This is a genomic window from Telluria sp. AZSoR62 (genome assembly GCF_058111565.1).
Map to the genome: position 1 here is coordinate 38275 of NZ_JBYTST010000005.1, position 12449 is coordinate 50723.

General features: G+C 68.4%; 11 protein-coding genes and 1 riboswitch. Of the genes, 4 read left to right on the forward strand and 7 right to left on the reverse strand.

The annotated features are described in order from the left end of the window. Window positions 1-7: 7 nt before the first annotated feature. The 3 genes from AC3XQU_RS09660 to AC3XQU_RS09670 form a co-directional block, all read right to left on the reverse strand. Window positions 8-703: a hypothetical protein gene (locus tag AC3XQU_RS09660; RefSeq protein ID WP_489873945.1), complete on the reverse strand. Its 696-nt coding sequence runs from the start codon at window positions 701-703 to the stop codon at window positions 8-10. Window positions 704-705: 2 nt separating this feature from the next. After that, window positions 706-1551: a MipA/OmpV family protein gene (locus tag AC3XQU_RS09665; protein WP_489873946.1), complete on the reverse strand. Its 846-nt coding sequence runs from the start codon at window positions 1549-1551 to the stop codon at window positions 706-708. A 66-nt stretch (window positions 1552-1617) separates the two neighbouring features. Continuing rightward, window positions 1618-2469 carry a protease complex subunit PrcB family protein gene (locus AC3XQU_RS09670; protein ID WP_489873947.1) on the reverse strand — a complete coding sequence of 284 codons (852 nt, stop codon included), beginning with the start codon at window positions 2467-2469 and terminating at the stop codon, window positions 1618-1620. A 346-nt stretch (window positions 2470-2815) separates the two neighbouring features. On the opposite strand from AC3XQU_RS09670, the gene AC3XQU_RS09675 reads away from it, so the two are divergent. Next, a complete protein-coding gene (locus AC3XQU_RS09675; protein WP_489873948.1) occupies window positions 2816-4117 on the forward strand; it encodes an ATP-binding protein in 1302 nt (433 codons plus the stop codon). Between the two features lie 106 nt (window positions 4118-4223). Further along, window positions 4224-4820, forward strand: a complete 597-nt coding sequence (locus AC3XQU_RS09680; RefSeq protein WP_489873949.1) for a DUF6151 family protein — start codon at window positions 4224-4226, stop codon at window positions 4818-4820. A gap of 7 nt (window positions 4821-4827) precedes the next feature. Here AC3XQU_RS09680 and AC3XQU_RS09685 read toward each other — a convergent pair whose 3' ends face one another. From AC3XQU_RS09685 to AC3XQU_RS09700, 4 genes are all read right to left on the reverse strand, one after another. Continuing rightward, window positions 4828-5157: a hypothetical protein gene (locus tag AC3XQU_RS09685; RefSeq protein WP_489873950.1), complete on the reverse strand. Its 330-nt coding sequence runs from the start codon at window positions 5155-5157 to the stop codon at window positions 4828-4830. After that, entirely contained in the window at window positions 5154-5816 is a 663-nt protein-coding gene (locus tag AC3XQU_RS09690) for a thiol:disulfide interchange protein DsbA/DsbL (RefSeq protein ID WP_489873951.1), read from the reverse strand. Before AC3XQU_RS09690 ends, AC3XQU_RS09685 begins: the two co-directional genes overlap by 4 nt. A gap of 188 nt (window positions 5817-6004) precedes the next feature. After that, complete coding sequence (locus AC3XQU_RS09695; RefSeq protein ID WP_489873952.1) at window positions 6005-6895, reverse strand: cobalamin-binding protein; 891 nt, start codon at window positions 6893-6895, stop codon at window positions 6005-6007. Further along, window positions 6895-8868 carry a TonB-dependent receptor gene (locus tag AC3XQU_RS09700; RefSeq protein ID WP_489873953.1) on the reverse strand — a complete coding sequence of 658 codons (1974 nt, stop codon included), beginning with the start codon at window positions 8866-8868 and terminating at the stop codon, window positions 6895-6897. The genes AC3XQU_RS09695 and AC3XQU_RS09700 overlap by 1 nt, the downstream gene beginning before the upstream one ends. A gap of 82 nt (window positions 8869-8950) precedes the next feature. After that, window positions 8951-9193: riboswitch (cobalamin riboswitch) on the reverse strand. A gap of 124 nt (window positions 9194-9317) precedes the next feature. On the opposite strand from AC3XQU_RS09700, the gene AC3XQU_RS09705 reads away from it, so the two are divergent. Next, complete coding sequence (locus tag AC3XQU_RS09705) at window positions 9318-11525, forward strand: M1 family metallopeptidase (protein WP_489873954.1); 2208 nt, start codon at window positions 9318-9320, stop codon at window positions 11523-11525. Window positions 11526-11530: 5 nt separating this feature from the next. Further along, window positions 11531-12445, forward strand: a complete 915-nt coding sequence (locus tag AC3XQU_RS09710) for a hypothetical protein (RefSeq protein ID WP_489873955.1) — start codon at window positions 11531-11533, stop codon at window positions 12443-12445. The last annotated feature ends 4 nt before the right edge of the window (window positions 12446-12449 follow it).

The window sequence follows — 12449 nt, forward strand, 5'->3', positions numbered from 1 at the left end:
GCGCGGCTTACTCGAACAGCGGCACGATCGCCAGCGGTGCACTATACGTAATGAGCTGTCCGCTCTCGCTTCCAAAGCGGTAGGTCGCCGCCGGAAAATCGTTATCGATATCCCCCGCGAACGCCGGCCCCGCCACCAGCTGCAGCGGCTGCTCGCCATCCGGGCGGCGCAGCTTGACCGACACGTCCCCGCTCTTCTTGGCGAACACCATGCGCACGCCCACGCACTGGCGCGCGCGCGCCGTGGCGTCCACGTGCCTGGCAAAGGCGAGCGCCTGCTCGCAGCCCGCGCGCAGGCCGGCCGTGTCGTAGGTATTGTCCAGTTGCGGCGCGATCGATACGCGTGCGCGCAGCGCGAAGCCGCCCAGCCGGCGGTTGGGCGCCAGCACCGCGTTCTCGTCGTAGGCGGCCTTCACCAGCGGCAGCACGCCGCGTCCCAGCGCATCGAGCGCGAGGCTGGTCTGCACCGTCTTGCCGGTCAGCGCCAGCTGCAGGCCATCGCCCAGCACGCCCCGTTCGCGCGGCACCAGCTGCAGGTGGTGGCTGAGCAGGTTCTTGGCGCCGCCATATTTTTCGAACACCACCATGGCGCGGTAGGCGTCGCGGTAGCTGGCCCATTCCGGCGCGTGCGGCTGCGCCTGCGCCAGGGCCAGGGAGGCCGTGGACAGGAGGCATACGCTAGCAGTGGCGTGGGCGAGGCGCATGATCAGAAACGGTAAGCCAGTGCGGTCGAAACCGTCAGGTTGGTGGGCCGCTCGACGAGCGGGCTGCGGCGTGCGTCGCCGGCCAGGCGGGCTGCCTGCACGGTCGAGGTCACGATCCAGGACGGCGACACGGCCCAGTTCCAGCGCGCGCCCAGGTAGACGTCCTTCATGCCGCCGCGCGGGCGGTATTCCAGGTTGCCGCTGGCCGATGCCTCGGCCGGGCTCACGCCGAAGTAGGCGCGGTTGTAGGCGCTGTTGACGAAGGTGGCGCCGGCCGACAGCGACACCGCGTGGTGCGGCGCAACCTGCAGCGCCAGGCGCTGGATCCCGAGCTGGGCGCGCACGCCGTTGCGGTCATTGCCGGAACCGGCCAGGATGCTGCTGGTCAGGCGCCACTCGGGCGCGACGTAGTAATTGAAGAAGCCGCCGCCTTCCAGGCGCAGCCTGATCTCGTCCATGCCTTCGAGCCGGTTGCCGCCGAACAGGGCCTCGCGCGTGGACACCGGCGCCAGGGTCGCGCCCTGGATGTCGCCGATGCGCCCGCCCGTCCCGGACAGGCTGCGGCGCGGATGGAGCGAGACCAGCGGGCCGTATTCCACCGTCGGACGCTCCGACAGGTGGATGCCGGCGCTCATGCCGGAAACGAAGGCGCCGCCGCTCCACTGCATCTGCAGCACCGGCAATGCGGACACCTTCCTGTCTTGCGCCCCTTCGTACCGCGGCGCCGAGACGGCGCCCAGCCCCGCATACATGTCGCGGCTGCCGTCGGGCATCGGATTGGTCGTCGGCGTCTGGGCGCTTGCAGCGCTTCCAGAGAAGACCAGGACCAGGGCGAAAAGCTTTTTCATGTCGTGACAACCGGGGAGTTCGCGTGCCGATATTTTACGTCGAGCAAGACAAACTCTCACGGATTGTTACCCTATGAGATGAATTTTCTTGGCGAAGACGACCGGTGCGCTGCTGCGGTCGACCACCACCAGGTGCGCGGGCGTGGTGATCGCCATCGTGCAGACTACGCCCGGCCCCGGCTCGGCATCGAGGTGCAGCACCTCCAGCCTGCCTTCGTTCGGCACGATGCTCGACACCGCGGTGGCGTAGCAGCCGTTCGGGCGTGCACCCAGGAACACGCCGACCACCATCTGGCGCGAGAAATCCACCGCCGGCAGGGGCAAGCTCGCTCCCGCATGTTCCTGCCACAGCGCGGCCCAGGCGTCGGCGTCGCGCACCACGACCTCGCGCGGCGCATCGACGCCGGAACGGGTGGTCTGGGACAGGGTCTGGAACGCCAGCGGTGCGCCGGGCGCCGGCAGCAGGTCGATCGTTTCGACCTTGTGCGCCGCGCCCAGGCCCAGGTCGGGCTTGTCGAGGTGCTGCAGCATGGTGTCGAACAGCGGGCGCAGGCTGGCGTCGCTGCAGGTGGTACGCGGGCCGGCGATGGTCTGGCCGGCGCTGCACAGCACGGCCTGCGGCGTCGGGCCCATCAGGGTCTGGGCGTAGGATGCGTCGGCGCACTGGCCGGCGCGGTCCCACAGCACGTATTGGCTGTCGATGACGAACAGCTTGTTGCGGGTGCCGGCGCAGGAAGCCTCCTGCGCCATCTTGATGTACTCGGAAACGACCGGCACGCCACCATTCGGCTCGCCCACGGCGATCCCCTGCCCCGCCGTGCGGTCGGAAGGCGTCGATACGGAGTCGCCCCCACCACAGGCAGCCAGGGTCACGCCGATCACGGCGGCAGAAAGCAGGACGCGCCCAGCCATGTTCATCTTGTTCTTCTCCTGCTGGCCTGTCGCCGCCAGTCGTTTCCTTGGAATAAAAAAACCCGCCGACACTCGCATATCAGGCGGGCAAACGGAAAACCAGATAAACCAGATACCTGATGTTGAGTATCTTAAGGATTGTGCATGATTGATTCCCCCCTAAACTGTCGGCGAATTGTCATCAATTTGTAAGGCCTGCCCAACCATACGCTTAAGCACCCTGCATGGCCTCCCCCAAAAGTTTTGTTTTTTGCACACTGTTCCAGCGGCCGGTTGCTCCTATACAATGCCTGCAAGGAGAAACTATGTATTGCGCAGCGTCCAGTAACCGTAAGTCATGCAGGATGGGTACGTGAACCGGATCTTCTTCCGTTTCTTCGTGCTGGTCATGCTGTCGATCACGGCCGCCACCTTCGTGATCTATTTTGCGTTCAGCCGGCTGTTCGGCGATCCGCTCGAGGACATCGCGCGCAGCCAGGCCGCGGCGCAGATCTTTTTGCTCGAGCAATACGTCGACAAGGCGCCGGCCGACGAATGGCTCACGCGCCTGAACAACGTGCGCGTGGTGTCGGAGGTGCGCTACGACCTCATCACCCTGGCCGAGGCCAGGGCGTCGCTCGGCCGCAGCGGGCGCACCGCGCTCGACCGCGGCGAGATCGTGCTCGACCCGACCGGGCGCGCCCTGTTCCGCCGCGTCGACCTGACAGGCGAGCGCTATATCGGCAGCCATGAGGAAGTGCTGCGCGCCCAGAATTTGCCGATCGACATCGGACAGGCCCTCAAGCGGGAAGCGCTGCGCTACGTGATCGTCGCGATCGCCCTGCTGCTGCCGATCGCGCTGTGGTCGCGCTCGCACTGGCAGGGCTTGCAGGCGCTCTCGCGCGTGGCCGACGAATTCGGCAGCGGCAAGCTGGGCGTGCGCGCCCACATGACACCCTCCGAGGCCGTCTACCCGCTGGCCGAGCGCATCAACCACATGGCCGGCCGCATCGAAGCGCTGCTGGAATCCCAGCAAAGCCTGCTGCATTCGGTGTCGCACGAGCTGCGCACCCCGATCGCGCGGCTCGAATTCGCGCTGGAACTGCTCGACGCGCGCGCCAGGGACCCCGACCTGAGCCGCCGCATCGCCGCCATGGAGGGCGACCTGCGCGAACTCAACGCCCTGGTCAACGAGCTGCTCGACATGAGCAAGCTCGACAGCAGGCGCAACCTGCAGGCCGAGCTGACGGCCGTCGAACCGGTGCTGCGCGACTGTACGGAAATGCTGCCGCCCTCCCCGCACCGGCTCGACTGCACGCTGGCCGCGGACCTGGGCGAGCTGGAAGTCGACCGCCGCCTGCTGGCGCGCGCCGTCTGCAACCTGCTGCGCAATGCGCAGAAATACGCCGGCGGCCGCATCGTGCTGGCGGCCACGCGCGGCCCGCAGGCGCTCGAGATCACGGTCGACGACGACGGCCCCGGCATCCCCGAGGACGAACGCGAAAAAATCTTCGAACCCTTCTACCGGCTCGACCGCAGCCGCGACCGCGCCACCGGCGGCTTCGGCCTGGGCCTGTCGATCGCGCGCAAGGCCGTGGCGCTGCACGGCGGCAGCCTGCGGGCGGAAGCATCCACGCTCGGCGGCGCGCGCTTCGTCATTACCCTTCCCGTCTGAGCCTCTCGGGACATCCACGAAGCGCGGCCCTGCAGGCAAGGTCAGGCTGCCGCTCGCCTTCCCGCCCGGCGCGCATTACACTGGTTTCATATAACGGAGAACCACCATGACGATGCGCTTGCGCTGCCGCTGCGGCAAACTACAGGGACAGGTCGACCCGGCGCGCGTGGTTGCGCGCGCGGTCTGCTATTGCAAGGACTGCCAGGCCTACGCGCGTTTCCTCGGCACGGACGTGCTCAACCCGGCCGGCGGCACCGAAGTAGCGGCCACCCTGCCTGCCGCCGTGCGCTTCGACACGGGCCTGGAGCACCTGGCCTGCATGTCGCTCAGCCCCAAGGGCCTGTACCGCTGGTATGCCGGCTGCTGCCGCACGCCGATCGGGGCCACGCCGCGCGACCTGCATACCTCGTATATCGGGCTGGTGCGGGCCTGCCTGGATGCGTCGCCGGACGAGATGGATCGCCAGCTGGGCCCGCTCAAGTCGCACGTGAACACCGAGTCGGCGACCGGGCCCGTGAAGTCCAGCAGCCTGGCAACGGCCCGGGTAGTGGCAAAGGTCGGAATGATGATGTTGAAAGCGCGCCTGGGAGGCGGCTACCGCGACAACCCCTTCTTCGACCCGCAAACGGGCCAGCCCGTGAAAACGGTGCGGGTGTTGCCTTTGGAGGAAAGGAAAGCGCTGACCCGGCCGGGCCAGCGCTAGCACGGGATCAGCGCTGGCTGGTCTCGGGCACGGTGCGTACGTGGGTGATGCCGTACCAGAGGTGTTCCCACCAGTGGTCGCGCGAACGGACGGTGACAAGGCAGGCCTTGTCGATGCCGCCCTTGAAGAGCGGATCGGGGCACTTGTTGGTCATCAGGGCGTAGCGCTGGTTCTCGGCATTCACCAGCGCGATGGCGAGCCAGATCGCCAGGCCCGCGCAGAAAGCCGCCAGCGACCACGCGATGTGGTTCACATGGCTGGTCTCAAACAGGTCGTCCTCGTTGGGCCGGGACCCATCGTACATCTTGAGGACTTCGCGTTCGACGTCCTTGCTCATTTGCTCTTGGCTGCCTTCGCAACGAGTGCGTCCATGACCTGGGCGGTCGCCTGCAGCATCTGGCCGACGTCCTGGATCTTGTTCGCTTCGGCCACCTGGCCTGGCGAGACCACGTACTTGCCGTCGATGACGATGGTCGGGGTGCCGGTAACCTTGTAGGAAGCCTGCACCTGGCCGAGGCGGCGCAGCTTGGTGGTCACGCCGAACGAGTTCCAGGTTTCCATGAACTTGGCCTTGTCCAGGCCGTTCTTGACGGCCCAGTCGATGATCGCGTCATCGGTCATCAGGCGCTTGCGCTCGACGTGCACGGCGCGGAAGATCTTCGGGTGGAATTCTTCCAGCTTGCCCATCGCTTCGAGCGTCAGGAACAGGTGCGCTTCCGGATCGGCCGGGCCCTGGAACGGCAGGTGGACGCGGCGCACGACGATGTTGTCGCCCTGCTTCTTGATCCAGCCGTTGAGCATCGGCTCGACCATGTTGCAGGCCGGGCAGTGATAAGCGAAGAATTCGATGACTTCGACCTTCTTGCCCGCCGCCTGGACCGGCTGGGGAGCGCTCAAGGTCTGGTAGTCCACGCCGTTCTTCGGATCCGCGGGCGACGCAAAGGCAGTGCTGGCGACCATGGTGGCGGCGATGAGGGCAAAACGCAGGGAACGCATAGATTTCCTTCCACAAGTGATTGAGCAAACGCCGGGAGATTACCACCTTTTTACGCTTCCCTCGAAGCTGGGGCGGCAATTTTGCATTTGCTTACGGATTTAACGGTTTGATGTTGAGTTAGTGGCAGCGGAACTGACCTGGATCCCGGCCTGCGCCGGGATGACGGTGTTAAAGCCGCCCGCCGAACTCACCGTGGCCGCCGTTGCCTCACCTTGTCCAGCGCCTCGCACAAGGCGGCCGCTCCTTCGACCGTGCGCGGCCCGGGGCGCGTCAACAGCTCGCCATCGACCGTGATCAGGTTTCCCCGTTTCACCGCCGTCATGCCCGGATACGGCGCCCACACCTTCAGCCCCGGATTGGCCGGGTCGTGGCGCTTGCCCGCCAGGATCGCCTCGGGGTCGGCCGCCAGCACCGCCTCGACGCCCACTTCCGGCGCCACCACCTTGAGCGCACCGAACACATTGCGCCCGCCGCAGAGGCGGATCGCGTCGCTGGCGATCTGGGCGTCGTTGAGCGTGTAGAGCGGCTGGTCCCAGATCTGGTAGAACACCGTCACCGGCGAACGCTTGCCGTAGCGCGCTGCCAAGGCGTCCAGCTTCCTGCGCAAGGCCGCTGCCGCCGCCTGCGCGGTGGCCTGGGTCCCCAGCAGCTGCCCGAGCCGCTCGATATTGGCTGGGACCTGCGCCAGCCTGGTGGGCTCGCTGTGGAAGATCGGGATCCCGAGCGATTCGAGCTGGGCGATCTGGCGCGCCGTGTTCCCGGTATGCCAGACCACGATCAGGTCGGGCTTGAGGCTGAGCACCCGCTCCATGTCGATCTGGCTGTTGCTGCCCACCAGCGGGATGGCCTTGGCCGCTTCCGGGTAGTCGCTGTAGTTCATGGCGCCGACCACGCGCGCGCCGCCGCCGGCCGCGAACAGCAGCTCGGTGGCATGCGGCGCCATCGAGATGATGCGCTTTGCCGGCGACTGCACGGTGACGCGGCGGCCGGCGTCGTCGACCACGCTGACCGCCGCCGCGGCGCTCCCTTGCGCCAGGGCCAGCAGCAGCGCCGGCAGCATGCGGTTCAGCGTGCGCATCAGAACTCGTAGCGCAGCGACAGCTTCAGCTGGCGGCCATCGCTCGGGTAAATGCCCGAGCGGCAGCCGTAGGCGTTGCTGTAGTACTGGCGGTCGGCCAGGTTCAGGCCGGTCACGGCCGCTTCCCAGGCGCCCACGCGGTAGGCGTAGCGCGCATCGAACGTGGCGTACGAAGGGATGCGGGCGCCGCAGGTATTGGTGAAGTCGTTGCCGTAGCGCTGGCTGTCGACCCACTGGGCGCCGATGTCGGCGCTGTGGGCGCGGTTCGGCGTCCAGGCCAGGCGCGCGGTGACGACGTTCTTCGGCACCAACACCATCTCGCGGCCTGCGTTCGGTCCGTCCGTGAACTCGGCCTCGACGCGCTGCCACTGGCCGGTGAAGCGCCAGGCCTGCCCCAGCGCCAGCTGGCCTTCGACTTCGACGCCCTGGCGGCGGGTCGGGTCGAGGTTGGTGTTCGCGCCCCAGCCGCCGGAGAGCGTCGGGTCGAAGAAGATCTCGTTGCGCAGGCGGTGGCGGAACACCCGCGCCGCGATGCGGCGCGCGTCGCTGCCCGCGCTCACACCCAGCTCCAGGTCGCGCGAGGTCTGCACGTCCAGCAGCGCGCCGCTGGAACGGTAGCCGTTTTCGTCGGCGTTCGGGATGCGGTAGCTATGGCCGGCCTTGGCATGCAGGGTCAAGCCCGGCGCGGCATCGATGCTGCCCTCCACGCTCCAGCCGTTCTGCGATTGCTCGCCTGCCGGCACGCCCAGTGCCGCATTGGCCTCGTCCTTCTCGAAGCGCTCATGGCGTCCGCCCAGCGCCAGGCGGGCGTTCAGCGGGCCGGCAAAGCGCATCTCGTCGCGCAGGTAGATCGCTTTCGAGTCCTGGCTCGCGCTCGAGCCGAAGCTGGTGTCGCGTTCCCAGCGCACCAGGTCGATCCCGGCCACGAATTCGTTCTGCAGGCCATTCCAGCGCGCGCTCTGGCGCAGCCGCGGCGAGAACTGGGTCTGGCGCGAGCGGTAGGTCGCTTCGGACAGGAAGCCGCCGAAGTCGTAGGCCGACTGCACTTCGCGCTCGCGGTGGCCCAGTTCGGCGGCCAGTTCAAGGTTGCCGATGCGATGCTCGGCAAACGCGGTCACGCGGTCGCTGTCGGTGGAACCGAAGTCGTTCGGCGTCAGGGTCCGGCGCGGATTGGTTTCGAACTGCGCTTGCGTCAGCGAGCCCGGGAAACGCATGTGCTGGCGCGCGCTGTCCACGCGCAATCCCAGGCGGGTCGCATCCTGCGCCCACTGGAAACCGCCGCTGATGCTCTTCTGGCGGAACTCGTTATTGTCGCGGTAGTTGTCGGTGCCCTGGTGGGCCGCGGCCAGGTCGAACGAGAGCGGGCCGGCGCCGTGGCGCACCGAGGCGCGCACATCGTGCTGGTCGAAGCGCCCGCCTTCCACGCTGACCGAGCCGTGGTAACCGGGCGCGGCGCCGCGCTTGGTGATGACATTGATGACGCCGCCGGTGGCGCCTTCGCCATACAGCACGCTGCTGCCGCCGCGCGTGATCTCGATGCGCTCGACGGTATCGACCGGGATCGAGGCCAGGGTCGCGCCGGAGAGTTCGTTCTCGTTCATGCGCACGCCGTCGACCAGGATCACCAGGTTCTGGCTGCTGTTGGAGCCGAAGCCGCGCAGGTCCAGGCCGAAGTCGGGCGAGCCGTCCAGGCTCTGGCGGCCGTAGACGCCGCCGATCTTGCGGATCGCACCGTTCACGTCGGTGGCGCCGGCGCGGCGGATCTGGTCGGCGGTGATGACGGTGGCGGCGATCGGCGCGTCCGCTTGCGCGGGGAAGCGCGCGCCGGTGATGACGATCGGGGCCAGTTCAGGGACCTGGGCGCCTTGTTCCTGGGCCAGGGCGTTCGCAGCGAGGATGGAAGACGACAAGGCGCAAGCCAGCGCGAGCGGCGTGAGGGCCGGCGCGCTGCGTGGTACGGCAGCAAATTTCATGTGATGGTTCTCGGTAAAAGCACCGGCCTGCGTCCCCGCACACCGGAGTCAACGGAAGACGCGACGGGCATGCGGGCCCATGGCGCTTCCACCTGTCCTGGCCGGTATCCGGGCTTGCAAGACCGACCGCCTCACCTTCCTATGCATGTGCACAGTGGTTGTCGAGGCGGCCTGCCGTCTGCAGGAGAGTCCTGCGGGACGGCGCTTGTTGACCGTTGCGGGGGCAGCACATCCCGGCAGCAGCGCGCAGCACTGTTGCCTCGTGTTTCCCGTTTAACTGCGCTCGCTGATCGCGGGCGCGGGCACCAAAACGCGGTGATTATAACCTAGCCAGTCTGGCAAGGCTTCCGTCGGCGCTTTCGCCTTCCTGTCGCAAAAGCTTGGCTTTTCGACCACCCTCTCGCTATAGTCGGGCCGGGTACAAGAACAACATCGACAAGGAGTGCCGTATGCCCCTGCAAGGAACACATCGACGCCTGCGCGCCGCCGCGCTGGCAGCGCTGCTGGTCACTGGCGCGGCCAGCGCCTGGTTCGCGCAAGCCGACACGCCCGCGCGCAGCGTGCCGCCATCGCTCGACGGCATCGCCCTGGCCGCGCCCGATGCCGCCGCCGTGACGGTGCCCAGCAGCCCGGCCGCCTGGGGCGGCATCCGCGGGCCTGGAAAGGCCACGCTGTCGGACCGCGTCGCGAATTACCGCATCGAGGCCACGCTCGATCCGGTCAGGCACGTGGTCACGGGCCGCCAGCAGCTCACCTGGCGTAACCGCAGCGCCGTGCCGGTGCGCAGCGTCTACGTCCACCTCTACATGAATGCCTTCGAGGGCGAAGGCAGCACCTTTCATACCGAGCAGCGCCAGCGCGGGGAGCGCTTCCGCAGCGGCCAGGCCAGCGGCGACGGCGAATGGGGCCATATCGCCCTGCGCAGCGTGACGCAGGGCGGCGCGCAGGTCGCCTGGCATTTCGTCCAGCCCGACCGGGGCCCGGCCACCGACCACACGGTGGCGCGCCTGGACCTGCCGCAGGCCGTGGCGCCGGGCGCCACCACCACGCTCGACATGGCCTTCACCACCCAGCTGCCGCGCGTGACCGCGCGCACCGGCTATTTCGACAGCTTCCACCTGGTGGCGCAGTGGTTCCCGAAGATCGCGGTGCTGGAGCTGCCGGGCGAACGTGGGGCCACGGCGCCACGCTGGAATGCCCACGAATTCCACATGGAGTCCGAGTTCTACGCCGACTTCGGCAGCTACGACGTGAGCCTCACGGTCCCGAAAGGCTATCTGGTGGGGGCCACCGGCGAACTACAGGGCGCACCCAGCGAGAACAAGGGCCTGCTCACCCACCGCTACGTGCAGCACGACGTGCACGATTTCGCCTGGACCGCCGACCGGCGCTCTGCTGCCCCGCTGGTCGACACCTGGACCGGGCCGGGCAGCCCGCCCGTCAGCATCCGGGTGCTGTACCCGCCGGAATACGCGGCCAGCGCCCGCCCCGCGATGAAGGCGGCCAAGGACTCGCTGGCGTACTTCTCGCGCACGCTCGGGCCCTATCCCTACCGCACGCTCACCGTCGTGATCCCGCCGTACAACGCCCAGGAGGCGGGCGGCATGGAATACCCGACCTTCATTACCGCCTCCGGTTACGCCGAGGTGCCGCCGGACTCGCTGGCCGAGTATGAACTCGATGGCGTGACCATCCACGAATTCGGCCACGGTTATTTCTACGGTATCCTGGCCAGCAACGAGTTCGAGGAACCGATGCTGGACGAAGGCCTGAACGAATACTGGAGCAACCGCATGCTGCGCGAGCGCGGCCAGCACGTGAATCCGCTGCCGCCTTTCCTGCAGCGGATCGGCGTGGCGCCGGCCTTTGCCCCCTTCGACACCCTGCGCATGGCCTCGCCGCGCGACCGGCCGGCCGATGCGCCGGGCCAGAACGCCTGGCAGCGCCTGCAGGGCCTCGGCCCCGTCTACACCCGCAGCGCGACCGTTCTGCGCGACCTCGAGGCGCGCATCGGCAGCGCCGCCATGGAGCGCGGCTTCAGGGAATACTACCGCCGCTGGCAGTTCCGCCACCCGAGCATCGCGGACTTGCGCGAGGCGCTGGCCGACGGCAGCGGCGCCCGTGCCGCGGTGGAAGACGTCTTCGCCAGACAGGTGTTTGCGACCTCGCGCGTGGACGACCGCATCTCCGACCTGTCGAGCGAGGAAGAGCTGCCCCTGGCGGGCACGCGCATCGTGGACGGCCGGCGCGTCGAAGAGACCGCGGCGGCGCTGGACAAGCGCATCGCGGCCATCCGCAGCCAATGGGAGAAAGCCCATCCGAAGGCGAAGAAAGGCACGGGGCCCTTCGCCTGGCGCACCCAGGTGACAGTGCGGCGCGAAGGCGCGAACGTGCCGCAGACGCTGGTGGTGAAGTTCGCGGACGGCAGCAGCGAGACCGTCCTGTGGCATGCCGATGAAAAGTGGCGCAGCTTCAGCTGGAGCAAGCCTGCGCGCGCCGTCTCGGCCGAGCTCGACCCGCAGCGCCGCCATTACCTCGACGTGAACAAGCTCGACGACAGCCGCAGCATCGAGCCCGATAGCCGCGCATCGACCCGCTGGGCGAGCCAAGCCGCGGCCCTTGTCCAACTCATCCTGAGCTTGATCGCTACCGTATGACGACCATGAACACACCTGTCGCTACGTCCCGGGCGCCGCAAGCGGCAGCGCCGCTGGTACGCCGCTCCGGCCTGCTGCGCGCACTGCGCCCTGCCCTGCAATGGCGCCTGATGCTGCTCTGGCTGCTGGCGCTGCTGCTGCCGGCCATGGTGGCCTCGCTGCCCTTGTGGCGCATGCTGGGCGCCGCCTTCGACCGCTCGGTGCACGCGCCGGTCCTGGCGCGGCGGCTCGACCTGGTCGCCATCACCGACGTCCTTGGCCTGCACGCCCAGCATGCCTCGGCCCTGGCCAGCGGCGGCCTGGTGGCGCTGGCGATGACGCTGCTGCTCTCGCCCCTGCTCACCGGCGCGGCCATCACGGCGGCGCGTGCCCCGGCCCCGGTCGGGTTTGCGGCGCTGGCCGCCGGCGGCGTGCACGAATACGGACGGCTGCTGCGCATGATGCTGTGGGCGGTCGTCCCGCTCGGCCTGGCGGCCTTCCTGGGCGCCATCGCGGTCGGCGCGGCGGACGAACATGCCGCCAGGGCGGTGCTGGAATCGTCGGCCGGCAATGCGCAGCTGGGAGCGGCGATCGTCACCGGGATCCTGGTGCTGCTGGCCCATGCCACGCTCGACGCGGGGCGCGCGGTGCTGGCGCTGGACCGGCGCCGCAAGTCGGCCGTGCTGGCCTGGCGCGATGGGCTCGTGCTGCTGGCGCGGCAGCCGCTGGCGATGCTCGGATTTTATCTGGCGGTGACGGTGATCGGATTGGGCGTGGCCGGTGCGCTGTCGGTGGCGCGGCTGAACCTGCCGGCGCTGGGTGCGGGCAGCCTGCTTGGCGGGCTGCTGCTGGCGCAGCTGGCGGTGCTGGCGCTGGCGTGGATGCGCTGTGCGCGCTTGTTCGGCTTGATGGAGCTGGCGCGCGGGGTGCGCGCCAGTTGACGGG

Excerpts from the sequence above, each read along its gene's own strand:
- AC3XQU_RS09710 (WP_489873955.1), top strand. The coding sequence starts at position 11,531 with ATGAACACACCTGTCGCTACGTCCCGGGCGCCGCAAGCGGCAGCGCCG.
- AC3XQU_RS09690 (WP_489873951.1), bottom strand. The coding sequence starts at position 5,816 with ATGCGTTCCCTGCGTTTTGCCCTCATCGCCGCCACCATGGTCGCCAGC.
- AC3XQU_RS09685 (WP_489873950.1), bottom strand. The coding sequence starts at position 5,157 with ATGAGCAAGGACGTCGAACGCGAAGTCCTCAAGATGTACGATGGGTCC.
- AC3XQU_RS09705 (WP_489873954.1), top strand. The coding sequence starts at position 9,318 with ATGCCCCTGCAAGGAACACATCGACGCCTGCGCGCCGCCGCGCTGGCA.
- AC3XQU_RS09700 (WP_489873953.1), bottom strand. The coding sequence starts at position 8,868 with ATGAAATTTGCTGCCGTACCACGCAGCGCGCCGGCCCTCACGCCGCTC.
- AC3XQU_RS09660 (WP_489873945.1), bottom strand. The coding sequence starts at position 703 with ATGCGCCTCGCCCACGCCACTGCTAGCGTATGCCTCCTGTCCACGGCC.
- AC3XQU_RS09670 (WP_489873947.1), bottom strand. The coding sequence starts at position 2,469 with ATGAACATGGCTGGGCGCGTCCTGCTTTCTGCCGCCGTGATCGGCGTG.
- AC3XQU_RS09680 (WP_489873949.1), top strand. The coding sequence starts at position 4,224 with ATGACGATGCGCTTGCGCTGCCGCTGCGGCAAACTACAGGGACAGGTC.
- AC3XQU_RS09665 (WP_489873946.1), bottom strand. The coding sequence starts at position 1,551 with ATGAAAAAGCTTTTCGCCCTGGTCCTGGTCTTCTCTGGAAGCGCTGCA.
- AC3XQU_RS09695 (WP_489873952.1), bottom strand. The coding sequence starts at position 6,895 with ATGCGCACGCTGAACCGCATGCTGCCGGCGCTGCTGCTGGCCCTGGCG.